The following is a 25,184-nucleotide window of genomic DNA, read 5'->3' as shown; positions in this document are numbered from 1 at the left end:
CATGGTCAGCGGTATGCGCCGGCCCTGCGCGTACCAGCCGGTGAGGTGTCAGAGGCCGAGCTGTCGGCGTACCTCGGCGGCCACCCGGCCACCCTCGGCCCGGCCGGCCACCGCGGCCTGGGCCGCCTTCATGGCTGGGCCCATCTGCGCCTTGCCGGTGAACCCGCCCGCCGCGAGCGCCCCCGTGACCAGCTCGGTCAGCTCGGTGTCGGAGAGCTGCTTCGGCAGGTAACGCTCCAGCACCTCGCCCTCGGCGGTCTCCCTGGCGGCCTGCTCGGCGCGACCCGCGTCGGCGAAGGCGGTGGCGGCCTCGCGGCGCTTCTTCGCCTCCTTGGTCAGCACACCCAGCACCTCGTCGTTGCTGAGCTCACGCTTGGCCTTGCCGGAGACCTCGGCCGTGCCCACGGCGGCCAGGGCCATCCGCAGGGTGGAGGTGGTCAGCTCGTCGCGGGCCTTGAGGGCGGCGCGCATGTCGGCGGTGAGGCGGTCCTTCAGCGTGCTCATGGTCGCCCAAACTACCCTGATCGGCATGCAAAAGCGCACACTATTCCGGCTCGCGACCGCCACCGTCGCGACGGGCGCCGCCGCCCTGGCGTACGCGTCCCTCGTCGAGCGCAACATGTTCACCCTCCGGCGCTTCGACGTCCCGGTGCTGCCGACCGGCACCGAGCCGCTGCGCGTCCTGCACCTTTCCGACCTGCACATGACCCCCAACCAGGTACGCAAGCAGAACTGGGTGGCCTCGCTGGCCGCCCTCGACCCCGACCTGGTCGTGGTCACCGGTGACAACATGGCCCACCCGGGGGCGGTGCCGGGCGTCCTGCGGGCGCTGCAACCGCTGCTCGACTACCCGGGCGCCTTCGTCTTCGGTTCCAACGACTACACCGGCCCGGTGCTGAAGAACCCGTTCAGCTACTTCCTGCCCGACCGGGAGTACACCGAGGGCGTCGAGCTGCCCTACGAGGAACTGCGTGACGTCTTCACCGGGGCCGGCTGGACCGACCTGAACAACCGACGGGTCACGCTCAAGGCCGGCGGCCGGGCGATCGACATGGCGGGTGTGGACGACCCGCACATCGAACGCGACGACTACCCCTCCGTGTCCGGCCCGGTCTCCGCCTCGGCGGACCTCTCCATCGCCCTGACCCACTCCCCCGAACCGGCTCTGCTCGACGAGATGGCCGCCGACAGCTTCGGGTTGCTGCTCGCCGGTCACACCCACGGCGGCCAGGTGTGCGTACCGGGAGTGGGTGCGCTGGTGACCAACTGCGGGCTGCCCCGGTCGATGGCCAAGGGCCTGCACCGCTGGCCCGGCTCCGACTCATGGCTGCACGTCTCCGCCGGCCTCGGCACCCACCCGACCGCCCCGGTCCGGTTCGCCTGCCCGCCCGAGGCGAGCCTGCTCACCCTGATCCCCCGCTGAGCCCCGGCCCCGGGGGTACCGAGTTTGACCCCCGGGGCCGGTGGGCTACTATTTGTCGGCACGCCTCGGGGTGTGGCGCAGCTTGGTAGCGCGCTTCGTTCGGGACGAAGAGGTCGTCGGTTCGAATCCGGCCACCCCGACAGATGTGAGGCCCTGACCGGCATTCTCGCCGGTCAGGGCCTCACTCTTGTGCGCAGCGGGTCCGGCGCGGACCGCCGGCCCGCCGGCCGGATAGTGGCGCACATCATTTGGTCGAACGGTCCGGGCGCCGCCGGAGCCACGTCGACCGCGCGTCCCATCCCCCGAGAACGGTGCTGGTGCACTACAGTCCGAGGACACCCGAAAGGCTGCTTGACCTCACTCGACACGGCCACCAGCACAATCGGGGCACCTCGTTTCGAACACAAATACCTACGCGCAAAGTCGCTGAAATCAGTTCAATGTTTGCTGGTTCGGGAATCCTCCACTCAACCCAGGATAAACCAGACAGGCAATAATTCCCGCGGTCGACCCTTTTTCCTCCACCACCGTGCGTGTTACCGTACTCACGCAACAACGGCCGTAGATGGGTTAGGGGCCCCGGCTGATAATTCTCAATGGGGGGAACAGTGCGTTGTCCAAGCTCGGCGCGCTCCGAGTTGACCCCGCAGATGCTTGTTTACGATGATTTCGACCAACGCGGCCAGGCACGCTGGATGTCCTATGTGATGCATTTTCACCGCGTGGACTACCGCTCCCCGGTCATCAATACGGATCGTCTCGGTTTTCGCCTTTCGCGCGGAGCGGACGACCATGCGTCGGCGGGCGGGAAGCCGGCCGACGGTCCGATCCGGCTGTTGGCCGGCAGTTCCATGGCGATGGGCATCGGAGCCACCTGCGACCAAGCGACGCTCGCCTCGCGACTGTGGACCACCCACGCACCGGCGCTGCCCTGGTTGAACTTCGCGGGCCGCAGCCATTCCTCCGCCCAGGAGCTGCTGCTCTTCCTCTTCTATCGGCACCTGCTGCCGCCGGTGGAGGAGATCGTCATCGTGTCCGGGCTCAACAACCTGGCCCTGGCCCGCCTGCCCGCCGCTCAGCGCGGCGACGACGGCGCGTTCTTCAACTGTGGCGACTTCTTCGGCCAGATGGACAAGCTCAAGTCCCAGTACCGGACGCATCCCTTCGGCTCCGGCGTCTCGCCGACCGGCGGCGACGAACCGGTTCGCCCGCTGGAGGTCCGCATCGCGGACGCGGCTGCGCTGACCGTGCGGCATCTGGAGTCGTGGCAGCAGCTCGCGGCCGCCACCGACACCAGGATCACGTTCGTGCTCCAGCCGCTGGCCACCTGGGTACGCGAGACGGCCGCGCCGCAGGAGAAGCGGCTCTTTGACGAGCTGGACAAGATCTCGAACTTCTGGGAACTGTTCGGTGACATCGCCACCAGGGATTCGGTCCGCAGATATGCGGAGCTACTGCACCTGGGCTGCGAAAAGATCGACGTCAGGTTCCTGGACATCAATCCGCTCCTCGCGACCAGCGTCAAGGACGACAGCTGGCTGTTTGTCAACCGAGCCCACATGACCGACCACGGGTTAGACCTGGTGGCCCGACTGTTGGCCGAGCAGTTGAATTTCTCGTCCTAGGGCCACACCGGCCCGCCTCAGGTGAGGGCAGAAGAATGAACGTGGTGCGCAGAATTCTTAACAAGATCTTCGGCCGGAAGAAGAAGCCGAAGAACGACGCCTCGATCTATCCGATGTTCTAGCTTCCCGAGACGACGACACCTCCGCCGTCGCGACAAGTGGCGTGTTTGTCGCGGGGGCCCTCCGTGCCGTCCAGATTCCGTCCGAACATTTGATTACCACATTGTTTCGGGATAGCAGACACGGATAGAGCCAGGAGCTGGCAGTGTCAACGAAAGAAGTCGTTTCGTCGAGTCGACATGTGGCCCGACCGCTTGATCAGCAGGCCCGGTCCCGCGAGTTGTTCGTCATCGCGGTCGACCCCGAGACCTCCTTTCCGGGCGACCCGTTCGTCGCGCGGCTGCGGTCGGAGATCGGCGACACCGCCGACCGTGAGTCGCTGCCGGCAGCACTGGACGGGCTGCGGGACGAGGCGGTCCGCTGGTCGACCGCCGAGTCTCGCCGGTTCGAGGAGTTGGGCTCCACGGCCACGGCTCCGCTGGGCACGGAGTCCCTGGTCCGCCGCACCGCGCTCGCGGCCGCACCACTCGCGCTACGGTCCGGGGCCTGGTTGCAGTGGCAGAGTGCGCCGGGAAACGCGGACGACGCGACGACGTTGCGCATCCTGACCCTGTACGCCTCCGACGTCGGTGTCGGCCGGCCGCAGGACTCGCGCGGCAGCGTGTACCTGGCCCTGCTCCGTCACCTGCACCTGTCCGAGCACGCGGTGCCGGTGGCCCGGCTGGTGCACGACCCCCGGGTGGCCGACCACCACTTCTGTCTGCCCGCGACCCTGCTGGCCATGAGCCGGAGACCGGCCGAGTTCCGCCCCGAGATCATCGGCGCCGACCTGTGTCTGCGTACGGTCGGACTGCTGCCCGCCTTGCGGCTGGTGCGTCAGGCGCATCCGCAGCTCGTGGAGTGGAGTGCGATCGATCCGTCCGCTGCCCGGGACGGTGAGACGCGGACCGGGCTGGAGCTGTGCCTGGACGTCATCGAGCACGGTTTCGACGACGCGGAGCTGGCCCGAGTGACCGACGGTTTCCGGTGGGCGTTCACCGTGCTGAGGCGGTGGAGCACGAGTCTTCTCGCCGAGTTGGAGGAGGCCCTCGACCCGGCGTACGAGATGGCCGAGTTGCTCCGCCACCGGGCGCGGGAGGGCGCGGTCTACCACCGGGACTTCACGGTGGCGGACCGGCCGCTGTCGAGCTGGTTGGAGGAGGCCCGGACGGATCCGCGCGGATTGCTGGCCGAGCTTGCCGCCAGCCGCCTGGTCAAACCGGGCCGCTCCGCGCAGAGTCCGCTGGTCAACGGCCTCGTCGGGGAACGGGGCCCGATGTTCCGGGTGTTCTCCCCGGCCGACCTGGTCGTCATCCGCCGCTGGATCGACTCGCTCCCCACCGGGCAGCCGGAGCGGGTTCGCCCCGGGCCGGTCCACGAGGGGCGGACGGTCTCCCCGGAACTGCTGGCCTCGGTCACGGGCGGCGCGGGCACGGGCGGTCCGGTCGCGGGCGACCGGGAGCCGGCCGACGTCCGGGAGGCGTACCACCTGCTCCAGCAGCGGACGGACACCCCGGCCGTCCGTCGGTTCGCGGTCGACTACGTACGGGGCTGGCTGGCGCGGTCCCGGCACAACATGGCGACGGACCCGCAGCGGCTGCCCGACGTGTGGGGCCGGGAGGGCCTGCGTCCCTGGCTCGTCGAGCAGCACGACCGGCAGGGGCGTGACTTCGAGGAGTCGGCCGGCGCGCCGATGCCGACGCGGGAGGATCTCGTCGACTCCACCGTGCAGTTGGCCCCGTTGACGTTGATCGACGGCGCCTGGCTACAGGGGTTCACCGACTACGAACACGCGGCGTCGGAGCAGGGCTACTTCCTGTTCGAGACCTACTGGGACGAGCTCGGCAACGGCGTACCACGGATGAACCACCCGTTGATCTATCGGGAGGTGCTCGCCGAGATGGACGTCCAGGTGCCACCGACGGCGTCGCGGGAGTTCGCCGAGTGGGACGGGTTCCGGGACGGGTCCTTCGAGCTTCCGGTGTACTGGCTCAGCATCGGGCGCTTCCCGCGTACGTTCCTGCCGGAGATCCTCGGGCTGAACCTGGCCATGGAGCTGTCCGGCGTCGGCGGGACGTACCGCCGGGCCCGCCAGGCGCTGAAGAGCTACGGCTTCTCCACGAAGTTCGTGGACATCCACAACACGATCGACAACGTCGCCACCGGCCATTCCGCCTGGGCCGCCGACGCCGTCGACACCTATCTCGCCTCGCTGCCGGTGTCCCACGGCGCGCAGGCGATCACCGAGGTCTGGGACCGGGTACGCACCGGGTTCCGATCGCTCAACCCACCGACCGGTCTGCTGGCACGACGGGCGTTTCGCCGCGCCCGCAAGGCCAGCAGGTCACTCGCCGCCATCTGACCGTCCACCCACCCACACCCACGATCGAGGGGAACGCCAGTGGGAAAGCTGGTTCTGGGGTTGTCCGCCTACTATCACGACAGCGCGGCGGTGCTGGTGCGGGACGGCACGCCCATCGCGGCCGCCCAGGAGGAGCGGTTCACCCGCAAGCGCCACGACCCGGCCTTCCCGGCCGAGGCCGTCAGGTACTGCCTGGCCGAGGGCGGCGTCACGCTGCGCGACGTGGACGCCGTCGCCTACTACGAGGACCCTGAGCTGAAGTTCGGCCGGGTGCTGACGAGCTTCGCCGGCTCGGCACCGTTCTCGCTGGAGGCGTTCACCAGGGTCCTGCCCGAGTGGATGTCCTGGAAGCGCGACACCGTCGGCGAGGTACGCCGGTCGTTGGCGGCGCTGGGGTCGGCCGAGGTCCCGGAGATCAACGTACGACGGCACCACGAGTCACACGCGGCCTCCGCGTTCCTGCCCAGCCCGTACGAGTCGGCGGCGGTGCTCTGCATCGACGGCGTCGGCGAGTGGGCGACCACCACGCTGTGGCACGGGCGGGGCAGCGAGCTGCGCCAGGTGGCGGAGATCCGGTACCCGCACTCGTTGGGCATGCTCTACTCGGCCTTCACCTACTTCTGCGGGTTCAAGGTCGATTCCGGCGAGTACAAGCTCATGGGGCTGGCCCCGTACGGCGTGCCGCGCTACGCGGACGTGATCCGGCAGCACCTGATCGACGTCAAGGACGACGGTTCGTTCCGGCTGAACATGCGCAACTTCGAGTTCCTGCGCGGTCGCGTGATGACCGGCCGTGGGTTCGAGCGGTTGTTCGGTGGCCCCCGGCGCGAGCCGGAGAGCCCGCTGACCGAGCGCGAGTTCGACCTGGCCGCCTCGGTGCAGTTGGTGACCGAGGAGGTGGTGACCCGGCTGGCGCGGACCGCCCGCGAACTGACCGGGGAGACCAACCTGTGTCTGGCCGGCGGTGTGGCGTTGAACTGCGTGGCCAACGGCAAGGTCGTCCGGGAGCGACTCTTCGACTCGGTGTGGGTGCAGCCGGCCGCCGGTGACGCCGGGGGCGCGTTGGGTGCCGCCCTGATTGTCGCGGCGGAGTCGGGTGCGCCCCGCGCGCACCTCGCCGAGGGCGGCGACGGGATGTCCTCCGCCCTGCTCGGTCCCGCGTTCGACGACGAGGAGATCGCCCGTTTCCTGGACGACCTGGGTGTGCCGTACACCCGGCTGGCCGAGGACGCCATCGCCAAACACGTGGCGGAGGAGTTGGCCACCGGCAAGATCGTCGGCTGGTTCCAGGGGCGGATGGAGTTCGGGCCCCGGGCTCTGGGCGCCAGGTCGATCATCGGCGACCCGCGTGACGTCGACATGCAGTCGACGATGAACTTGAAGATCAAGTTCCGGGAGTCGTTCCGACCGTTCGCGCCCTCGGTCCTGGCCGAGGACGTCGAGGAATACTTCGACCTGGCCCAGGAGAGCCCGTACATGTTGATCGTGGCGCCGGTCGCCGACCGGCAACGCCGGGAGGTGTCGGAGTCGGCGACGGCCACCGGGCTGGACCGGCTCAAGGTGCACCGTTCGACGATTCCGGCGGTCACCCACGTGGACCATTCGGCGCGGGTGCAGACGGTCACGGCCCGGTCCAATCCGGCCTATCACCGGCTGTTGACCTCGTTCAAGCAGATCACCGGCTGCCCGGTGTTGGTGAACACCTCGTTCAACGTCCGGGGTGAGCCGATCGTGGCCACTCCGCACGACGCCTACCAGTGCTTCATGCGCACCAACATCGACCTGCTCGCGATGGGCAACTTCCTCCTGCACAAGGCCGACCAGCCCGCCTGGCGGGAGCAGGGCGACTGGCGCGACGAGATCGCCCTGGACTGACCGACCGCTTCCGCACCGACAAGGGTTGATCATGAAATTTCTGTGGATCCTGGCCTATCTTCTGATATTCGTTCCGGTTGGTATATTCTTCCAGGTGTTTCGCGATCCGCTGCGCAGAAAGCTGCAGCCGGAGCTGAACACCTACTGGATTTTTACGAACGGCCGCTGTGATTTCGGCTGACCATTATCCGAAGCAGGAGAAAAGACGTGATCGACGTCAACGCAGGGCTGGGCATCGCCGCCGTCGCCCTGGCAATGGTGCTCACCCCCGGGCCGAACATGATCTATCTGGTGTCCCGGTCGATCACCCAGGGCCGCCCGGCCGGCCTGGTCTCCCTGCTCGGGGTCGCCGTCGGGTTCTTCGTCTACCTGCTTGCCGCGGTGACCGGCGTCTCGGCGGTGTTCGCGCTGGTGCCCGCGCTCTACACGGCGATCAAGATCGCAGGTGCGTGCTACCTGCTGTGGCTGGCGTGGAACGCGCTCAAGCCCGGTGGCCAGTCCGCCTTCGCGCCCAAGGACCTGCCCGTCGACGGGACCCGGAAGCTGTTCACGATGGGCCTGATGACCAATCTGCTCAACCCCAAGATCGCAGTGCTGTACGTGTCGCTCCTCCCGCAGTTCGTCGACCCGGCCAAGGGCGACATCGCGGCGCAGAGCCTTTCCCTGGGGCTGATCCAGATCACGGTGGCACTGACCGTCAACTGCCTCATCGTGCTCACCGCGGGTGCGGTCGCCGCCTTCCTCGCCCGGAAGCCGGCCTGGCTGCGGGCACAGCGCTACATGATGGGCACCGTTCTGATCGGTCTCGCGGCGAGCATGGCATTCGACCGGACGGAGGCATCGGTACCGCAATAGTCGATTCCGGCAACGTCGGGCAATCACTGCGTGCCGCCGAGCGACTTCCTGACTACGTGTTCGGTGGCGAACTCGCCGCCTATTCGAATCATGGGATCGACGGAAAGGCGAGGAGCACGCCCCGATGAAGCCGCACATTCTGATAATTCACCGTTGGCGCGATCACTATGCGGGGTACGCGGAATACCTCGATCACGATCTGCACCACGTCACGTACGTCTGCACCGAACTGGCCACGGCCGCCGTACCCGCGTCGGCTGCGGCCGTGGCGTTCGTCGCCGCCACCGACCGCCTGGACCTGGTGATCGCCGCCGCCGACGGACTGATCGCGCGATTCGGCGTCCCCGAACGGATCGTCGCCCTCAACGAGGGCGACCTGGACACGGCGGCCGAGCTGCGGGCCCGCCTGGCGGTGGCCGGTGACCAGCCCGACCGGCTGGCCCGGTTCCGCGACAAGCTGGTGATGGCGCAGACCGTCGTGCGCGGCGACGTCGCCGTCCCGGCGTTCGCCGACGCACCGGACACGCAGGCCGTCGTGCGGTTCGCGGACTCCCACGGCTGGCCGCTGATCGTCAAACCCCGCCGGGGCACGGCCAGCCGTGACGTGCTGCGGCTGAACTCGGTCGACGACCTGGCCGCGCTCGACCGGTTGCCGCCCGAACCCCGGATGGTGCAGACCTTCTGCCCGGACCAGGTCTTCCACATCGACGGCCTGTGGACCGGCACCGAGCTGGGTCCCTGGCGGGCGTCGCGTTACGTCAACACCTGCATGGAGTTCGCCGCCGGGGACGTGCTCGGTTCGGTGGAGGTGGACGACGCCGACCTGCTCGGTCCGCTCGGTGGGTTCCTCGCCGACGCCTGCGCCGCCTTCGGTGACGCACCGTGGGTGTTCCACATGGAGGCGTTCGTCGGCACCGAGGCCGACGGCACCGTCCGGATCAACTTCCTGGAAGCGGGCTCCCGGGTGGGTGGCGCCGAGATCCCGTTCGTCTGGCGCGAGGTGCACGGCGTCGACCTGATGGAAGCGGCGATCCACATCCAGCTCGGCCGCAGCCCGATCGTGCGGCAGATCAGCGACCAGCGGGTCGGCGGTTGGCTGCTGGTGCCGACGCCGGTGCCGGCGCCCTGCCGGATCACCGTCGCGGAACTCGACCTGCCGGTGTCCGAGTGGCCCTACGCCCGGGTGATCCCGGCCGTCGGCGCCGAGATCCCCAAGGCCGGCGGCTACGAGCACGTCGGCGCACGGTTCCGGTTCTCCGGCGCGGCCACGGACGACGTGGAGAAGGCGATCCGGCGTACGGCGGGCCAGCTCTGGTTGGAGTGCGTGCCCAGCCGGTCGGACCTGCCGTCGGCCCGCTGACGCCACGATGAGCATTTCCGTGTCCTGCGTCCACCAGCAGCGTGGCCCGCTCAGCAGCGCCGAGTCCGCCGCGTACGAACACGCGGTGCTGGGGAGTCGGCTCCACGCCGACCGCCCGCCGCCCGAGATCGGCATCAGCCGGGGCGAGTGGGCCCATGCCTGCGAGAACCTGGTCCGGCGCCGCCTGCTCTCCCGTGCCGAGGACGGTGGCCTGACCGCAGTGCATCCCGACGTCGCGTTGAGCATCCTCAACGCGCCGCTCACCGACGAGATCCGCCAGCGGGAACAGGCGATGGCCGCCAACAGCCGGGTGCTCCAGTCGATCGGCCGGCGGCTGGCCGAGTACGGCCGGCAGCACGACGGCGTACGGGTCGTCCAGGGCGAGAAGGCGATCCGCGACGAGATCGACTCGGCGATCCTGCGCTGCGCCACCGAGATCCTCTCGCTGCGTCCGGGAGGTCCCCGGTCGACGGACCAGTTCAGCGCCTCCGAGGCGTCGGTGACCTCGATCTTCGTACGTGGGCTGCGGTGCCAGTTCGTGTACCACCACACCGCCCGCGCGAATCCGGGCCTCGCGGCCCGGGCCAAGGCGGTGGCGGCGTACGGCGGGGGCATCCGCACCACGGCGGCGAGTTTCGAGCGTCTGATCATCTTCGACCGCCGGGTGGCCTTCGTGCCCGTCGACGCGCCGGGAACGCCGGATCACGCTGCCGCTGTCATCTCCGACGACGTGGTGGTGGAGTACCTGCACCGCACGTTCACGCACCTCTGGGCCAACGCGATCCCGCTCGAACTCGCCGAGGACCAGATGGACGAGGTGTCGCTCGGCACCCGGATGGCCATCCTCCGGCTGATGGCCGCCGGGCTCAAGGACGAGGCCATCGCCAACCGGCTGGGCATGGCGCTGCGCACCTGTCGACGGCACATCTCCTCGATCCTCACGGGCCTCAACGTGTCGAGCCGCTTCCAGGCCGGCATCAGGATCGCCCAGCTCGGGATCCTCGCCGACGAGGTGGCGGACTCCGACCAGGCCGGCCGGACCGACATCAGTCCGCTCTGGTGACCCCCACCGCCTCTTTCCTCACCCTTCCGACAAGGAGAACCGACGACGTGAAACTCCAGCGCGAGATCCTGACGCCGCAGATGGTGCAGTACGACGACTTCTCGTCCCGTGGGGAGACCCAGTACCTCCCGTACCTGATGTACTTCAACCGGCCGGACTACCGGTCGGAGGCAATCAACACCGACCGGCTGGGCTTCCGGATCTCCCACGGCGTCGACGAGCAGGCCTCGGTCGGCAGCACCCTGCCCGACGGGCCGGTCCGCCTGCTGGTCGGCGGTTCCGTCCCGCTCGGGTACGGCTCCACGAGCGACGCGACCACGATGGCGTCGCGGTTGTGGACGAAGCACGCCTCGTCCCGTCCGTGGCTCACCTATGCCGGCCACTGCTACAACTCGACCCAGGAACTGCTGCTGTTCCTGCTCTACCGGCACCTGCTGCCGCCGGTCGAGGAGATCGTCATCCTCAGCGGCTTCAACACCCTGGTAATGTCCCGGCTGGTCGAGATGCACCGCGCCGACCAGGGGCCGTTCTATTTCTGCGGCGAGTTCTTCGAGCAGATGGAGGAGGTACGGGCCCGGCACCGCAAGACGTCACGCGGGTTCGGCCGCCGGGCCAAGCCGGCCGTACCCTCCTGGCCGTCGCCGGACGAGGTCCGTCCCGAACTCGACGACGCGATCGCCAGCGCGGTCGACCTGGTCGGCCGGCACCTCGCGAGCTGGCAGGTGCTCGCCGCCGCCACCGGTGCCCGGGTCTCCTTCGTGTTGCAGCCGATGGCCACCTGGCTGCGGGCCGAGCCGGCACCCGAGGAGAAGCTGATCTTCGACGAGCTGGACCGGATCTCCAAGCTGGGCACCTGGGATGCCCTCTATGGCGACGTCTCCTCGGTGGCGGCCGGGCAGCGCTACGCAGATGCTCTCGCACCGGCCTGCGAGCGGCAGGGCGTCCGCTTCGTGAACCTCAACCCGGTCCTGCGCGCGGCCGTGACCGACAAGTCCTGGCTGTACGTCGACCGGGCCCACCTGACCGACGAGGGCAACGACATCGTCGCCGCGCTGCTCGCCGATCAGCTCGGCCTGTCCTGAACCGGCAGCCGGTGGCCGGGCAACCCCTCAACCCCACGAGAAGGTGCGGAACCGATGTTTAGAGTAGCCGTGATCGGAGGCCGTCCCGCCCCGATCAAGGGAGCCCGGGACCTGGGCGTCGACGTCGTCCTGGTGCACCAACCGGGGCAGTACGAGGAGTCGATCCGTCCGCACTGCGAGCGGATCGTGCACGCCCCGCTGGCCGACGGCGAGGCGATGCTCGACGTGCTGCGGCCGCTGCACTCCGAGCGCCCCTTCGACCGGGTGCTGACCGTCTCCGAGCCGTGGGGGGTGCCCACCGGACACGTGGTGGACGGCCTGGGCCTGCCCGGGACCTCGGAGAAGACCGCCCGCCTGCTCAAGGACAAGACGCTGATGCGCGAGCGGCTCGCCAAGTACGACCTGAGCCCGGTCCGCTACCGGGTGGTGCGGACCGAACGCGAGGCGCGCGACTTCCTCGCGGAGGTCGGCGGCCCGGTCGTCCTCAAGCCGGTCGACGGCGCCGCCAGCCGGAACATCCTGCGGGTGGCGGACGCGACCGAGCTCGGCCACGCCTGGCGCGTGCACACCGAGGCCGGCAACACTGCGGTGCTCGCCGAGGAGTTCCTCTCCGGTCCGGTGGTGAGCGTCGAGTCGTTCTCCTTCGGCGGCCGGCACCTGCCCATCGGCTACTCCGAGTACCTGGTCAACTCGTACCACGTGGAGTGGCAGGTCAGCGTGCCGAGCCGACTCGTCGCGCCGTATCTACCGGAGCTTCGGGACCTCACCGTGCGCCTGCTGGACGCGGTCGAACTCACCGAGGGTCCCTCGCACAGCGAGTTCGTCCTGACCGAGCGGGGTCCCCGCGTGCTGGAGTCGCACGCCCGGATGGGTGGCCACGCCATCCCGGAGCTGGTCCGTCGGGCCTACGGCCTGGACCTGGCCCGGATGTGGCTGACCGTGCCGTTGGGCATCGACGAGCTGCCCGCGGAGTCTCCGCAGCCCACGGCGGGTGCCGCCATCCGGTTCCTGCGGCCCGAGCCCGGGGAGATCCGCGCCGTCACGGTCGCCGAGGACATCCCGGCGGTGGTCAAGCGGGTTCCGCCGGGCGAGCTGGCCGACGTGTACCTCCCGCTGCTCGGCGAACTGGTCGACGTACCGGTCGGCGTGGTCGTGCACAAGAATCCGGGCGACGTGATCACCCCGATCCAGACGCTCGCGGACTGCAGCTCCGGCTACGTGCTGGCCACCGGCGCGGACGCCGACTCGGCGGTGGACACCTGTGTCCTGGTCGACCAGCAGATCCAGTTCCACACGTGACGCTCCTGGGGCATCACGACTTCCGGCTGCTGTGGGCCACGCAGACCCTGGGGCAGTTCGGCGCGCACTTCAGCCGGGTCGGTCTGCCCCTGGTGGCGATCCTGGCCCTGGACGCGACCGCATTCGAGGCCGGGCTGCTGGCGACGTTCCAGACCGTGGCCTTCCTCGTGGTCGGCCTGCCCGCCGGGGCGTGGGTGGATCGGCGGCGTAAGCGTCCCGTCATGATCGTGGCGAACCTCGGGCGCGGTCTGCTGTTGGCGTGGGTGCCGGTGGCGGCCTACCTGGGCGTGCTGTCCCTGACCCAGTTGTACGTGGTCGCGCTGGGGGTGAGCGTGGGGACACTGCTGTTCGAGACCGCGTACGTGAGCTACCTGCCGCTGCTGCTCGAACGCGGGCAGTTGGTCGAGGGCAACGCGAAGCTGGAGAGCACCCGGTCCGTCGCGCAGGTCGGCGGTCCCACGCTCGGCGGCTACCTGGTCCAGTGGTTGGGGGCGCCGCTCGCGGTGCTCACCGTCGCGGGCGGCTATCTGGCCTCGGCGGTGGTCCTCTGCGGGATCCGGATGCGGGAGGCCGTTCCGGCGCGCGGCACCGACCGCCACCTGGTCCGGGAGATCCGGCAGGGGCTGTCGTTCGTCTTCGGACACCGGTCCCTGCGCGCGCTCGCCGTCTCGGGCGCCCTGTTCAACCTCGGGGTCTTCGTCACCGGGACGGTGGTGGTGGTCCTGCTCGCCCAGCAGTTGCGCATCGCGCCGGGAACGGTGGGACTGTGGTTCGCCATCGGCGGGATCGGCGGGCTGGTCGGGGCGTTCGTCGTCCGGCGGGTCAGCGCCCGGATCGGGCCGGGGCCGGCGGTCTGGTTCGGCATGGCGGTGGCCGGCGTCTCCGGTCTGGTCGTGCCGCTAGCCGACGCCGACTGGCGACTCTGGCTCGCCGGGGCGGGCAACGCGTTGGTCTCCACCGGCCTGGTGATCAACAACGTGAACAGCATGGCGATCCGCCAGCAGCTGTGTCCGCAGGAGTTGCAGGGCCGAATGAACGCCACCATCCGTTTCCTGATCTTCGGGGCCATGCCGATCGGCTCGTTCCTCGGCGGGTTCCTCGGGGAGCGCGTCGGGCTCCGGGAGGCCCTCTGGGTGGGGGCCGTACTCAGTCTGGTCGCCGTCCTGCCGGTCTACTTCTCGCCGCTGCGGACCATGCGTGGCCACCCGGGCGACGACGATCCGGGTACGCCTCGGGACGGCGCCCCGCCCGGACGTCAGGCGCGTCCGCGCGACCCGGACGGCGTGGGTTCTCGATGAGCCGGGCTTCCGTCCGGCCTGCCGGATGTGTCATCCTGGCTCCAACAGTTCTAGAACAGTTGGAGTCCACGTGACCGACCTGACCGTGCTGCCCAACGGCAGCGTCATGGCCGATCCCGGCGAGCGCGGCAGATTCGGCGGGCACGGGGGTCGCCTCGTCCCCGAGTCGCTGATCCCCGCCTGCACCGACCTGGAGGCGGCATTCCGGGAGGCGTGGGCGGACCAGCGCTTCCGCCGCGACCTCGACCGTCTGCTCGCGGTGCACGCCGGACGCCCGACCGCGCTCACGCCGGCCTGGCGGCTCTCCGAGGAGCTCGGCATCAACGTGTTGCTGAAACGGGAGGACCTCGCCCACACCGGCTCACACAAGATCAACAACGTGCTCGGCCAGGCCCTGCTGGCACGCCGGATGGGCAAGACGCGGCTGATCGCCGAGACCGGCGCCGGCCAGCACGGTGTCGCCACGGCCACCGCCGCCGCGCTGCTCGGCCTGGAGGCGACCGTCTACATGGGGGCCAAGGACGTCGAGCGCCAGGCGCTCAACGTGTTCCGGATGGAGTTGCTCGGCGCCGAGGTCGTCCCGGTGACCGGCGGCAGCCGCACCCTGAAGGACGCCACCAGCGAGGCGCTGCGGCAGTGGGTCACCCGGGTCGACGACACCCACTACTGCATCGGCTCGGTCATGGGCCCGCACCCGTACCCGTGGATCGTGCGGGAGTTGCAACGGGTCATCGGCGAGGAGGCGCGCGCGCAGTGCGCCGCCGAGTTGCGCACCGGCGTGCCCGACTACGTGGTGGCCTGCATCGGTGGCGGCTCGAACGCCGCCGGCACCTTCGCCGGCTTCGTCGACACCCCGGCCCGGCTCGTCGGGGTGGAGGCCGAGGGTGGGGCGGCGGTCGCGTTCGGCCGGGTCGGCGTGCTGCACGGGTTCCGCTCGTACGTCCTCCAGGACGAGCACGGCCAGGTCAGCGAGGCGCACTCGATCGCGGCCGGGCTCGACTACCCGGGCGTGGGCCCCGAGCACGCCTTCCTCAACGACTCCGGCCGGGCGCGGTACGTCACCGTCAACGACGCCGAGGTCATCCCGGCGGTCCGGCGGCTGGCCCGCACCGAGGGGATCCTGCCCGCCCTGGAGTCGGCCCACGCCATCGCCTGGGTGATCCGCGCCGCGGAGAGCGGCGAACTGCCGCCGTTCAGCACCGTGCTGGTCGCGCTCTCCGGCCGTGGCGACAAGGACATCCACACCATCCGGGAGACCGCATGAGCGGCAAGCTGCTGGTCCCGTACGTGACCGGGGGCATCCGACCCGACTGGACCGGGTACGTCGAGGCGTACGCGCGCAGCGGCGCGGACATGATCGAGATCGGGCTCCCGTTCTCCGACCCGATCCTCGACGGGCCGACGATCCAACAGGCGTCCTACCGCGCCCTGCGACAGGGGGCCACGGTCCGTTCGATCCTCGACGATCTCACCGAGGTGGACGTCGACGTACCGCTGATCGCCATGACCTACTACAACCTGGTGATGCACGACCCGGCGTTCTGCGCGGACCTCGCGGCGGCCGGGGTCAGCGGGCTGATCGTGCCCGACGTGCCGATCGACGAGGTGGACGAGCTGGCGGCCAGTGCCACGGCGGCCGGGGTCGACCTGGTCCTGCTCGCCGCGCCCACCACCCCCGGCCCTCGGCTGGCCGCCATCGCGCGGCGCAGTCGCCGCTTCGTCTACGCCGTCTCGGTGATGGGCACCACCGGTGAACGCGACCGGCTCGCCGACGACGCCGTTCGGCTCGCCCGCGACCTGCGGGCCCTGACCGACCTGCCGGTGCTGCTCGGCTTCGGCATCTCGCGGCCCGCGCACGCGGTGGAGGCGGCCGAGGCCGCCGACGGTGTGGTGGTGGCCTCGGCACTGATGCGGATGGTGCTCGACGGCGCGGACCCCGCCCAGGTCGGGGCCGTGGTCGCGGAGTTCCGCGCGGCGTTGGACGGCGTGGGCGTGCCAGTTCCCGGGTGACGCGAGCCGGGCGGGTGCCCGGTGCGGCCGGTCGCAGACCGTGGGCCACACTGGGCACCGGCACGGCCGCAGGGACGGGAGACACCCATGGGTGAGGCGACGGCGGGTGGCCGACCGACCGCGCGCTACCGGCAGATCGCGGCCGACCTGGCGACCCGGATCCGGCAGGGCGAGTACGAGCCCGGCGAGGCGCTGCCGGCGCAGCGGGACCTGAGCGCCCACTACGGCGTCACGCTGATGACGTTGCGCCAGGCCCTCCAGGAGCTGTCCGACGAGGGACTCATCGTCCAGCAGGCCGGGCGGGGCACCTACGTCACACCGGTCCAGGCGGCCTACCGGGTGGACACGCTGCGCAGCTTCACGGAGGACCTTCGCGAGCAGGGCCACGACGTGGTCACCCAGGTGTTGTCCGGTGCGATGCGCCGACCGCCGGCCTGGGTGGTCGATCGGTTCGGCGACGGTGGCGGCGAGCGTGCCCTGCGGCTGGAACGGCTGCGCCTGCTCAACGGCCGTCCCGCCATCCACCAGGTCTCCTGGGTCCGCCCGCCGTACGGCGCGACGATCCGGGACCGCGACTTCGTCCGGACGTCGCTCTATGCCGCGCTGGCCGACGCCGGGGTCGCCATCCTGCGCGCCTCGGAACGGATCGTCCCGTCCCTGCTCGCCGCGCCGGCCGCCGGGCACCTGCGCCAACCGCCCGGCAGTCCCGTCTTCGTCAGCGAACGGACGACGGTCGCCCTGGACGGGACCGCCGTGGTGGTCGACCGGGCGGTGGTCGTCGGCGACGCCATGGAGATCCGCGCCGAGCGTGCGGCGACGCGGTTGTCGGTCCGGTGGGGCGCGGTGCGCTCCCCGGTCGCGCCGGGCGACGGCACCCCGTAGGACTTGCCACCCCCTGCCGGTGAGCAGAGACGGCAGCAAGGTGCCTGGCCACTTCTGGCCTCCGTGACAGCGTTGTTACCCGCTGTCGCCGTGCGGCATCGTGAGGTCTCGGGTGTACGACGACTGGGCGTGGCACCTGGTCCGACCGCGAGTTGGTGATTCGCGGCGACCCCTCATGATCGGAGCCGATGATGACCCGTGCACTCCGGGTGGCCCGTCACCATCTCAACGACCGGACCCGTGACCTGCTCGACAAGGAGCTCACGGCCGCCGTCTGCGACATCGAACTGGATTCGGACGCCCACGAGGCGATCCTCGCCGGCATCGGTGCACACGCCCTGCAGACCCACCTGCCCGGCGAGATCCTCCAGGCACTGACGTTCTACCCGGCCACCGGCTCGCACGTCCTGACCATCGGCAACCTGCCGCAGCAGGAGTTCCCCGCGACACCACGCGACGGGTTCACCGACGAACCCGCGATGGCCGTGACCAACGCCCTGCACTTCGGTCTGCTGCAACTGCTCTCGCTGACGCCGTTCGCGGTCGACTACGAGAACACCGGCCGGTACATCCGCAACGTGGCCCCGAACCCGGCGGCGGCGGGCACCACCAGTTCCTGGGGGGCGGATTCCGAGTTCTCCTGGCACACCGACAACCCGCACCTCCCCTTCGGCGGCAAGGGCGTCGACCCGCGCCGGTACGTCCCGCGCTATCTCAGCTTCTATGCGGTCCGCAACGACGAGCAGGTGCCGACCGAGGTGCTCGCCATCGAGGGGGCCGTGGCCGCGCTGGACGAGACCACCGTGCAGGAGTTGCAGTCGGCCCAGTTCACCGTCGGCCCGCCCGCCTCCACCGACGAGGCGGCGCCGCTGCGGGACACCGCGCTGCTGGAGCAGAGCTACGAGGGAACGCGGGCGCGGTTCGACCGGGGCACGGTCGCACCGAACACGCCGGCGGCGACCGCCGCCCTCGACCGGTGGGTACGAGCCCTCGACCAGGCGCGGTCCGAGGCGTTCGTGCTGCGGCCCGGCGACTTCCTGATCTTCGACAACTACCGGGTGCTGCACCGCCGTCGGGCGTTCCGGCCCGGTCCGGCGGACACCGCCCGCTGGCTGCGCCGCTGCTATGCAAGCTGACCCGGACACCAGGAGGATGACCATGAGTAGATATCGCGTCGCCGTCATCGGTGGCATGCCCGCGCCGATCCACGGCGCCAAGGAACTCGGCATCGACGTCGTGCTGGTGCACGAGGAGGGCAAGTACGAGCCGTCCATCCTGGCGCACACCGAGCGGGTCGTACACGCTCCGCTGGACGACGGACCGGCCATCCACGCCGCGCTCAGCCCGCTGCACGCCGAGCGCCCGTTCGACCGGGTGATGACCACGACCGAGGTCGCCGCGATCTCGTCCGGCTACGTCGTGGACATGTTCGGCCTGCCCGGCGTCACCGAGTTCACCGCCCGCGCGCTCAAGGACAAGTCCCTCACCCGGGAGTGCCTGGCCAAGGCCGACGTGGAGAACGTCCGCTACCAGGTGGTCAACTCGGTGGAGGAGGCCGTCTCGTTCCTGGAGCAGGTCGGCGGAAAGATCGTCCTCAAGCCGATCGACGGTGCGGCGAGCCTGCACATCAAGGAGGTCGGGACCCCGGAGCAGGTGGCCGAGGCCATGTCGGAGCTGGCCGCCGCCGGCATCACCGCCCCGATGGCCGAGGAGTTCCTCTTCGGCCCGGTGGTGAGTGTCGACTCGTTCTCCTTCGAGGGCCGGCACCTCACCATCGGCTACTCGGAATACCGGATGAACGACCGGTTCGTCGAGTGGGAGGTCAGCACCCCGAGCCGGGTCGCCGTGCCCCACCTCGCGGAACTCCGGGAACTCACCGCGAAGCTCCTGGACGCCGTCGGTGTCACCGAGGGGCCGTCACACAGCGAGTTCGTCCTCACCCCGAACGGACCCCGGGTGCTCGAATCCCACGCGCGCCTGGCCGGCAGCGGCGCGCCGGAGTTGGTACGCCGTGCCTTCGGTCTGGACCTGAACCGCATGTTCCTGACGGTGCCGCTGGGCATCGACGAGCTGCCGCTCGAATCGCCCGCACCGATCGGGGGCGCGGTCGCCCTGTTCCTGACCCCGAAGCCGGGACCGATCACGTCGATCACCGTCAGCGAGGACATCCCGGCGACGGTACGCCGGATCCCGCCCGGCGGTTCGGCCCGGGTCTTCATGCCGTACCTGTTCGAGTTGGGCGCCGAGAACACCGCCGTGGTCATCACCAAGAACCCCGGCGACGAGGTCGCACCGCTGTTGACGGTCGCGGACTGCAGCAACGGCTACATCCTGGCCTCCGGCACGGACGCGCTCGACGCCATCGCCAAGGCCGAGGCGATCAACGCGCAGATAGACTTCGTCACCGGTTGATAAGGGAGAACACCATGAAGCGCACCGCAGTGGTGACGGGTGCCAGCAGCGGGATCGGCGCGGCCACGGCGCGCCGGCTGGCCAAGGACGGGTTCTTCGTCGTGGTGGCGGCCCGCCGGTTGGACCGACTCCAGGCGCTGGCGGCCGAGATCGGCGGGCGGGCCGTCGCACTCGACGTCACCGACCAGGCGTCCGTGCAGGACCTCGCCGCCGGGCTGGACCGCTGCGACCTGCTGGTCAACAACGCGGGCGGGGCGGTGGGCGCCGACCCGCTGGCCACCACCTCGCCCGCCGACCTCATGCGGAGCTTCGAGATCAACGTCCTGGGCATGCTGTACGTGACCCAGGCGCTGCTGCCGCTGCTGCGCGCCTCCGACGCGCCGACCATCGTGACCGTGACCTCGACGGCCGCGCACGTGACCTACGAGTCCGGCGGCACCTACACCGCCGCCAAGCACGCGGAACACGCGCTGGTCGAGACGCTCCGGCTGGAACTCTGCGGCGAACCGGTGCGGGTCATCGAGATCGCACCGGGCATGGTCCGCACGGACGAGTTCGCGGTCAACCGGTTCGCCGGCGACGCGGACAAGGCCGCCGCCGTGTACGCGGGCGTGGACCGGCCGCTGGTGGCCGAGGACGTCGCCGAGTGCATCGCCCTGACGGTGGCACTGCCCAGCCACGTCAACGTGGATCGTCTCGTCGTCCGCCCGGTCGCCCAGGCCGCCCAGCACAAGGTGCACCGTCAGCCGATCTTCGGCGGCTGACGGACGGGACTCCGAGCTGGGTCGCGCCGTGAGCGGTGCGGCTCAGCCCAGGTCCTCGGGTCTCACCTTCCCCTGGGCGACAAGACTCTTCGCGAGACGAACCCGCCCCAGCATGACCGCCTGCACGTTGCCGAGCACGACCAGCAGAGCGGCTAGGGTGTCGCCGCGATAGACCAGCACGTAGGCGGGGAAGACCGCGAAGATGACCACCGGTACCGCGAAGAGCCACAGCGGGTAGCGTAGGTGGTTGCTGAGTGAGGCGTCGAAGAACTTGGGCACGAGATCATTAGATCTCACCCGGCAAGGACTCCTCGTCCACGTGCCTCAGCGCGATCAGCGGGCATCACTCACAGGTGGCGTCGGGTGTACCGTCCGAAGTGTCGACCCGCCGAGGAGTGCGTGGGCGACGGGCTGGCCCTTGTCGCTGAGGAGTGCCACATGCCACCGATATCGGACGGACGATTCGGCGCTGAGCTGCGCAGACACCGCATGTCGGCGGGGTTGTCGCTGCGACAGCTCGCCCCGCTCGTGTTGTCCAGCCGGGGGCACCTTCACGACCTGGAATCGGGGCGACGCCACCCGACCGTTGATCTGGCCGGTCGGCTCGACGACGCACTCCACACCAGCGGGCTCCTGTCCGGCATGCTGCACCCGGCCCCTACCTCAGACGACCCCAACCGACTCGCCTACGTCACGCAACACCCCCGCCGACTCGACCCCGAAACGCTGCACATCCTGGGCGAGATGCTCGCCGCCCATCGTCGTCTCGAAGACACTCTCGGCTCGACACCGCTGATACCGACGATCCGCACCCAGTTGGACCTGGTCACCACGCTCGTTGCGGAGAGCGCGGGCGGACTCCGGCAACAGGTGGTCGATCTCGCCGCGCAATGGGCTCAGTTCGGCGGGTGGCTGTACGCGGCCAGCGACCGACGTCGCCTCGCCAGTCGGTGGTACGGCACCGCGCTGGAGTGGGGCACCGAGGCCGGCAACGCGGACATGGTTGCCACGGTGCTCAGCATGCGGGGGCACCTGGCCTGGTCGGAGCGGCGGCCAGGACCGCTGATCGGTCTCTCCGCAGCGGCGGTTCGGCAACCGGCAAGTTCAGGAGTACGCGCCATCGCCACCCAGCAGCAGGCTCGCGGTCACGCCCTGACCGGCGAAGCGAACGTCGCCATCGACCTGTTGGACCGCGCCACGGAGTTGAACGAGGCAGCCATGCAGGCACCCGACCGGGAGCCGCCGTGGATCTACTTCCACTCCGCCGCCTACCTGACCATGCAGCGCGGGCTCGCCTACCGGTTGCTCGGCTGGAACGCACAGGCGATCGAGTACCTGCGGCTCGGGTTGACCGGACTACCGGCGGGTTCATCTGCGGCTGCCTGGACCGGCCCCTACCTGCTGCATCTCGCGGCGGCGCTCGTGGACAACGGGAATGTCGGCGAGGCGCTCGACGTCTACGAACGGGTGCTGGCTCTCGGACACGCCACCCACACGGTCAGCCTCGTTGACCAAGTCGAGGCCGCTGTCCGCGCCCTGTCCGCACGTAGATAGCAGACGCCCCGCCTCTCGACCGTGACCGCCCGGTCACCCAATGCTGATCTCGGGGCCTGCACTCGCCGGAACCGCATTGCGCCAGCCGTGAGGCACCCCTTGTTCGGCACGGCAGCGGTCCCTCCCATGACGAGCACCACTGCCGTGCCCTCCCTGAAGGAGGCGCCGGTGGGCGATGCAGAGCGAAGGGCGACGGAGGGTCGGGGTGAACAGGTCCAGAAAGCAGAGCGGGAGGCCGCCCGGCAGCGGATTCTCGCTCAAGCCGAGGCGGATCGAATACCGGTCGAGGAGACAAGTCGAGCCGTCCCGGACCGGCGGTGGCTTCGTGGACAACACTGAACGGTTGCCTGTCGGCCGACGGGTGGCGTACTGGCGGGCTCGGCGGAGATTGTCTCAACAGGTGCTCGCCGACCGGTTGGGCCCTGGACCGGGGCGTGTGCCGCTGGTGGAGGCATACCGGGTGACGGCATCGTTGCTCATGAAGCTGGGTGCCCCCGACGTGGCATGGTTGGCGGTCGATCGGGCGATGGCGGCTGCCACGGGTGATCGAGTGTCGGTGGCTGCCGCCGGTGTGCAGCTCGGCCAGGTCTTGCGTGAGTCAGGGCGGGCGCGAGTGGCGAGAAGCGTCATGCTGACTGCCGCGTACCGGATCGCCCCGCCCGTACCCGAGGACGGCGACCCGGCTGAGTTGTCCCTCTGCGGCACTCTGCTGGTGCAGGCCGCTCTGGCCGCTGCTCGCGACGGCGACGACCGCACGGCCGCCGGATTGATCGATGAGGCCGTCGAGATGGCGGCACCAGTGGAAGACGGCCACGACCACCACCGCACCGGGTTCGGTCCGACGGCGGTAGAGCTTGCCCGGGTCATCGTTCAGACGGAGTTGGGCAATGCAGTGCACGCGGTGACCTGGCACGAGAAGGTGATCACTCGGGACGGCTGGCGGTGGTTACCCGTCGAACACCGTGCCGCATACCTGATCGACGCTGCCCGCGCCTACCTGCACGCCGACGACCCGACCAGTGCCGGCCGGGTCCTGATGGAGGTCGACCGGATCGCGCCGGCCGAGATCCGCCACAGACCGGCAGGCCGGCACCTCCTTACGCAGGTCGCACGTGATCCCGCCGCCCCGACGGCGCTCGTCCACCACGCCGCGACCTTCGGAGTGGGTTGACCCGTCGGCACCAACGCGGAGGGCACATCCAGTGGGTGGATGTGCCCTCTGACGTTCTCGGTCACCACCACTTGGGGTAGTGCCGCAGTACCCGCTCCGCCGGTTCCGGTGACTTCGACCTGCGTTCCCGCCACTCCTGAACAAGGCCTGGGCCGTGCACGAGGGCGCCTGCGATCGGAGGCGTGGGCGGCGCACGACTCTCAGGCTACGGCTCGCCGCCAAGGACGGACGTCATCCGTGATCCCTTGGCCCACGAACCGAACTTGATCTCACCGAGAACCGCGACGCCTCGGTGAGATCAAGCCCGTGCGAGAGACTCCCCTCGGCGCGCCCCATCGCTTGCGCGCCGAACAACGGTTACCCGGTCAGCAGGCGGTGTATCCCTTGCCCTTCTTCCAGGCGCACTTGTCGATCAGCTTGCCGCTGGCGTTGCGCAGGTACGCGGTGTCGCCGGTGTTGTTCCAGACGTAGTTGCCCGAACCCCAGTAGCGGTTCTTGGCGGTGTTCTTGCCCTTGCCGGTGCGGATGACCACGCTCTTGCCCTTGGCGAGCTTGACGTCCCCGCGGAACGTGTAGACGTGGTTGGCCTTGTCGCGCAGTGTCCAGTTCTTCAGGTTGATGGTGCGGGCGCGCCGGTTGGTCAGCTTCACGTACTCGGCGTTCAGGCTGGCGTTCGAGCGGTTGTCCGTACCCGGCGAGTCGTAGTAGACCTTCGTGATCTCGATCGCCGGGGCAGCGGCCTGCGCCGGAGCGCCGACGGCCAGCGAACCGCCGAATGCCACGGCGAGCGCGGACACCAACCCGATGAGCCTTCTTGTCATGCGTGTTATCCCCACTGAAAGCGCCGGACTCCGGCGCGGACATGTCACGCCGACGCGTGACGGAGCGAGGTTAACGACGAGTTGCGGCAACGTGAGGTACCCGCGCACCGCGCGCCACTGATTACGGCCGGGCGGCTGTCGATCGGCAGCCGGCCGGGTCGTCTCCGCCGACCGCTCCGCGCCCCGCCGTGCGGCGAGGGGCGGACCACACGCCGGCCGAACGGCGATCCGGTCCGACGCATTTGACGACCACTGTGGACCTTCGGGCGGCAGCCGTTCGTCGCGCCGTGCAACCGGTTCGGCGTTCCCGACGTCCCATCGTCAGGCCGAGGGAACGAGGGGACCATGCGCCGATACCTGATCGGCACCATCGCCGCGACCGCGTTGGTGCTCACCGGATGTGCACAGCACGACACCATGTCGGCCGGACCGGATCCGGTCACGGTCGACGCCGCCTCGGCGGCCCAGCAGGAACCGACCGAGCTGATCGGCTCGTGGACGGCGGCGGGTACGGACGTGGCGTCAGGCACCGTCGTCCAGTTCACCGACCGGTCCCTCCGGGTCTTCGACGGCTGCGGGGTACGGCACGGGAGCTGGAACGCCGACCAGAGCGGCCTCCTCATCGCCGACATGCACAGCGGTGGGGGCTGCACCGCCGCGCCGGACGCAGGACTGGGCTGGCTGCTCCGGGCCGACGGGTTCCGCGCCGACGGTGACACCCGCGTCCTCCTGGACGACACCGGTGCAGAACTGGCCCGGCTGCGCCTCGGTGGGCGACCGGACAGCGAACCGGACATGGACCCGTCCTGGCTTCAGCCGCCGACGGTGACCGACGAGACGCGACGCTGGTTGGCCGCGCCCCCGGCGCTACCCGCCCAACTCGCCGACCCCACGTCGGAGGAGTTGGTCGGCCGCTGGGTGCCGGTCGGCGCGGCGGCTGACTCAGCAGGCCGATGGCCGAAGCCCGCCTCCGTCGAGTTCGTCGCCGACGGCACCTGGACCGGCTCGGACGGCTGCAACAGTTATGCGCCCGGACGCTGGGCGACCGACGGTGACGGTGCGTTCCTGGCGACCGGGGGCGTCTCCACCATGATCGGCTGCGACAACGTGCCGACCGGTCTCTGGCTCATCACCGCGCGGCAGGCGGGCCTGGACGGCGACGTGCTGGTGTTGCGGGACGCGCAGGGTGCGGAGACCGGCCGCCTGGTTCGCGGCTGATCCGTCGACCC

Annotated in this window: 23 protein-coding genes and 1 tRNA gene; 21 read left to right on the top strand and 3 right to left on the bottom strand. The window is 69.9% G+C overall.

Annotation, left to right across the window (positions count from 1 at the left end; genetic code table 11):
* Window positions 1-48: 48 nt before the first annotated feature.
* Window positions 49-504 carry a GatB/YqeY domain-containing protein gene (locus tag ID554_RS17020; protein ID WP_117227326.1) on the bottom strand — a complete coding sequence of 152 codons (456 nt, stop codon included), beginning with the start codon at window positions 502-504 and terminating at the stop codon, window positions 49-51.
* Between the two features lie 25 nt (window positions 505-529).
* On the opposite strand from ID554_RS17020, the gene ID554_RS17015 reads away from it, so the two are divergent.
* From ID554_RS17015 to ID554_RS16930, 18 genes are all read left to right on the top strand, one after another.
* The gene (locus tag ID554_RS17015) at window positions 530-1,423 is read left to right on the top strand and encodes a metallophosphoesterase (protein WP_117227413.1); all 894 of its coding nucleotides are present in this window, start codon (window positions 530-532) and stop codon (window positions 1,421-1,423) included.
* A 66-nt stretch (window positions 1,424-1,489) separates the two neighbouring features.
* Window positions 1,490-1,563 (top strand) — tRNA-Pro (locus ID554_RS17010).
* 498 nt (window positions 1,564-2,061) lie between these two features.
* The gene (locus ID554_RS17005) at window positions 2,062-3,048 is read left to right on the top strand and encodes an Inducer of phenazine A (RefSeq protein ID WP_223884124.1); all 987 of its coding nucleotides are present in this window, start codon (window positions 2,062-2,064) and stop codon (window positions 3,046-3,048) included.
* A 301-nt stretch (window positions 3,049-3,349) separates the two neighbouring features.
* Window positions 3,350-5,509 (top strand): iron-containing redox enzyme family protein, encoded by a 2,160-nt coding sequence (locus ID554_RS32460; protein ID WP_263407288.1) that lies wholly within the window; start codon window positions 3,350-3,352, stop codon window positions 5,507-5,509.
* 39 nt (window positions 5,510-5,548) lie between these two features.
* Window positions 5,549-7,384 (top strand): carbamoyltransferase family protein, encoded by a 1,836-nt coding sequence (locus ID554_RS16995; RefSeq protein WP_117227323.1) that lies wholly within the window; start codon window positions 5,549-5,551, stop codon window positions 7,382-7,384.
* Window positions 7,385-7,415: 31 nt separating this feature from the next.
* On the top strand, window positions 7,416-7,565 hold the full coding sequence (locus ID554_RS16990; protein ID WP_158573708.1) for a hypothetical protein: 150 nt from the start codon (window positions 7,416-7,418) through the stop codon (window positions 7,563-7,565).
* A 26-nt stretch (window positions 7,566-7,591) separates the two neighbouring features.
* The gene (locus ID554_RS16985; RefSeq protein ID WP_117227322.1) at window positions 7,592-8,239 is read left to right on the top strand and encodes a LysE family translocator; all 648 of its coding nucleotides are present in this window, start codon (window positions 7,592-7,594) and stop codon (window positions 8,237-8,239) included.
* A gap of 124 nt (window positions 8,240-8,363) precedes the next feature.
* A complete protein-coding gene (locus ID554_RS16980; RefSeq protein WP_117227321.1) occupies window positions 8,364-9,599 on the top strand; it encodes an ATP-grasp domain-containing protein in 1,236 nt (411 codons plus the stop codon).
* Between the two features lie 7 nt (window positions 9,600-9,606).
* Complete coding sequence (locus ID554_RS16975) at window positions 9,607-10,662, top strand: helix-turn-helix transcriptional regulator (protein ID WP_117227320.1); 1,056 nt, start codon at window positions 9,607-9,609, stop codon at window positions 10,660-10,662.
* A 47-nt stretch (window positions 10,663-10,709) separates the two neighbouring features.
* Window positions 10,710-11,744: an SGNH/GDSL hydrolase family protein gene (locus ID554_RS16970; protein ID WP_117227319.1), complete on the top strand. Its 1,035-nt coding sequence runs from the start codon at window positions 10,710-10,712 to the stop codon at window positions 11,742-11,744.
* 54 nt (window positions 11,745-11,798) lie between these two features.
* The gene (locus ID554_RS16965; protein ID WP_117227318.1) at window positions 11,799-13,043 is read left to right on the top strand and encodes an ATP-grasp domain-containing protein; all 1,245 of its coding nucleotides are present in this window, start codon (window positions 11,799-11,801) and stop codon (window positions 13,041-13,043) included.
* Window positions 13,040-14,341, top strand: a complete 1,302-nt coding sequence (locus ID554_RS16960) for an MFS transporter (protein ID WP_117227317.1) — start codon at window positions 13,040-13,042, stop codon at window positions 14,339-14,341. Before ID554_RS16965 ends, ID554_RS16960 begins: the two co-directional genes overlap by 4 nt.
* Before the next feature lie 70 nt (window positions 14,342-14,411).
* The gene (trpB, locus tag ID554_RS16955; protein ID WP_117227316.1) at window positions 14,412-15,605 is read left to right on the top strand and encodes a tryptophan synthase subunit beta; all 1,194 of its coding nucleotides are present in this window, start codon (window positions 14,412-14,414) and stop codon (window positions 15,603-15,605) included.
* Window positions 15,602-16,351 (top strand): tryptophan synthase subunit alpha, encoded by a 750-nt coding sequence (gene trpA, locus ID554_RS16950; protein ID WP_117227315.1) that lies wholly within the window; start codon window positions 15,602-15,604, stop codon window positions 16,349-16,351. The genes trpB and trpA overlap by 4 nt, the downstream gene beginning before the upstream one ends.
* A gap of 87 nt (window positions 16,352-16,438) precedes the next feature.
* The gene (locus tag ID554_RS16945; protein ID WP_117227314.1) at window positions 16,439-17,233 is read left to right on the top strand and encodes a GntR family transcriptional regulator; all 795 of its coding nucleotides are present in this window, start codon (window positions 16,439-16,441) and stop codon (window positions 17,231-17,233) included.
* Window positions 17,234-17,424: 191 nt separating this feature from the next.
* Entirely contained in the window at window positions 17,425-18,369 is a 945-nt protein-coding gene (locus ID554_RS16940; protein WP_117227313.1) for a TauD/TfdA family dioxygenase, read from the top strand.
* A 22-nt stretch (window positions 18,370-18,391) separates the two neighbouring features.
* Window positions 18,392-19,645: an ATP-grasp domain-containing protein gene (locus ID554_RS16935; protein ID WP_117227412.1), complete on the top strand. Its 1,254-nt coding sequence runs from the start codon at window positions 18,392-18,394 to the stop codon at window positions 19,643-19,645.
* 14 nt (window positions 19,646-19,659) lie between these two features.
* A complete protein-coding gene (locus tag ID554_RS16930) occupies window positions 19,660-20,409 on the top strand; it encodes an SDR family oxidoreductase (protein ID WP_117227312.1) in 750 nt (249 codons plus the stop codon).
* A 42-nt stretch (window positions 20,410-20,451) separates the two neighbouring features.
* Here the strand turns inward: ID554_RS16930 and ID554_RS16925 are convergent, their stop codons facing one another.
* A complete protein-coding gene (locus ID554_RS16925) occupies window positions 20,452-20,688 on the bottom strand; it encodes a hypothetical protein (RefSeq protein ID WP_117227311.1) in 237 nt (78 codons plus the stop codon).
* A gap of 159 nt (window positions 20,689-20,847) precedes the next feature.
* Here ID554_RS16925 and ID554_RS16920 point away from each other — a divergent pair, with 159 nt between their 5' ends.
* Together ID554_RS16920 and ID554_RS33380 are read left to right on the top strand one after the other, a co-directional pair.
* Window positions 20,848-21,963 carry a helix-turn-helix domain-containing protein gene (locus ID554_RS16920; RefSeq protein ID WP_147333422.1) on the top strand — a complete coding sequence of 372 codons (1,116 nt, stop codon included), beginning with the start codon at window positions 20,848-20,850 and terminating at the stop codon, window positions 21,961-21,963.
* Between the two features lie 325 nt (window positions 21,964-22,288).
* Window positions 22,289-23,134: a hypothetical protein gene (locus tag ID554_RS33380; RefSeq protein WP_117227308.1), complete on the top strand. Its 846-nt coding sequence runs from the start codon at window positions 22,289-22,291 to the stop codon at window positions 23,132-23,134.
* Window positions 23,135-23,499: 365 nt separating this feature from the next.
* Here ID554_RS33380 and ID554_RS16910 read toward each other — a convergent pair whose 3' ends face one another.
* Window positions 23,500-23,955 (bottom strand): lamin tail domain-containing protein, encoded by a 456-nt coding sequence (locus ID554_RS16910; protein ID WP_191088565.1) that lies wholly within the window; start codon window positions 23,953-23,955, stop codon window positions 23,500-23,502.
* 345 nt (window positions 23,956-24,300) lie between these two features.
* Between ID554_RS16910 and ID554_RS16905 the strand changes: the two genes are divergently transcribed.
* The gene (locus tag ID554_RS16905) at window positions 24,301-25,173 is read left to right on the top strand and encodes an META domain-containing protein (protein WP_117227307.1); all 873 of its coding nucleotides are present in this window, start codon (window positions 24,301-24,303) and stop codon (window positions 25,171-25,173) included.
* Window positions 25,174-25,184: the final 11 nt, after the last annotated feature.

The sequence above is a fragment of the Micromonospora craniellae genome, from assembly GCF_014764405.1.
GTDB lineage: Bacteria > Actinomycetota > Actinomycetes > Mycobacteriales > Micromonosporaceae > Micromonospora > Micromonospora craniellae.
Note: the sequence above shows the minus strand (reverse complement) of the source record. Positions and strands in the feature narration are given on the sequence as shown.

What these genes read in the sequence shown, in the direction of transcription:
- ID554_RS17020 (WP_117227326.1), bottom strand. Translation starts at nt 504, where the DNA reads ATGAGCACGCTGAAGGACCGCCTCACCGCCGACATGCGCGCCGCCCTC.
- ID554_RS17015 (WP_117227413.1), top strand. Translation starts at nt 530, where the DNA reads ATGCAAAAGCGCACACTATTCCGGCTCGCGACCGCCACCGTCGCGACG.
- ID554_RS16990 (WP_158573708.1), top strand. Translation starts at nt 7,416, where the DNA reads ATGAAATTTCTGTGGATCCTGGCCTATCTTCTGATATTCGTTCCGGTT.
- ID554_RS16980 (WP_117227321.1), top strand. Translation starts at nt 8,364, where the DNA reads ATGAAGCCGCACATTCTGATAATTCACCGTTGGCGCGATCACTATGCG.
- ID554_RS16975 (WP_117227320.1), top strand. Translation starts at nt 9,607, where the DNA reads ATGAGCATTTCCGTGTCCTGCGTCCACCAGCAGCGTGGCCCGCTCAGC.
- ID554_RS16965 (WP_117227318.1), top strand. Translation starts at nt 11,799, where the DNA reads ATGTTTAGAGTAGCCGTGATCGGAGGCCGTCCCGCCCCGATCAAGGGA.
- trpA (WP_117227315.1), top strand. Translation starts at nt 15,602, where the DNA reads ATGAGCGGCAAGCTGCTGGTCCCGTACGTGACCGGGGGCATCCGACCC.
- ID554_RS16945 (WP_117227314.1), top strand. Translation starts at nt 16,439, where the DNA reads ATGGGTGAGGCGACGGCGGGTGGCCGACCGACCGCGCGCTACCGGCAG.
- ID554_RS16940 (WP_117227313.1), top strand. Translation starts at nt 17,425, where the DNA reads ATGACCCGTGCACTCCGGGTGGCCCGTCACCATCTCAACGACCGGACC.
- ID554_RS16935 (WP_117227412.1), top strand. Translation starts at nt 18,392, where the DNA reads ATGAGTAGATATCGCGTCGCCGTCATCGGTGGCATGCCCGCGCCGATC.
- ID554_RS16930 (WP_117227312.1), top strand. Translation starts at nt 19,660, where the DNA reads ATGAAGCGCACCGCAGTGGTGACGGGTGCCAGCAGCGGGATCGGCGCG.
- ID554_RS16920 (WP_147333422.1), top strand. Translation starts at nt 20,848, where the DNA reads ATGCCACCGATATCGGACGGACGATTCGGCGCTGAGCTGCGCAGACAC.
- ID554_RS16910 (WP_191088565.1), bottom strand. Translation starts at nt 23,955, where the DNA reads ATGACAAGAAGGCTCATCGGGTTGGTGTCCGCGCTCGCCGTGGCATTC.
- ID554_RS16905 (WP_117227307.1), top strand. Translation starts at nt 24,301, where the DNA reads ATGCGCCGATACCTGATCGGCACCATCGCCGCGACCGCGTTGGTGCTC.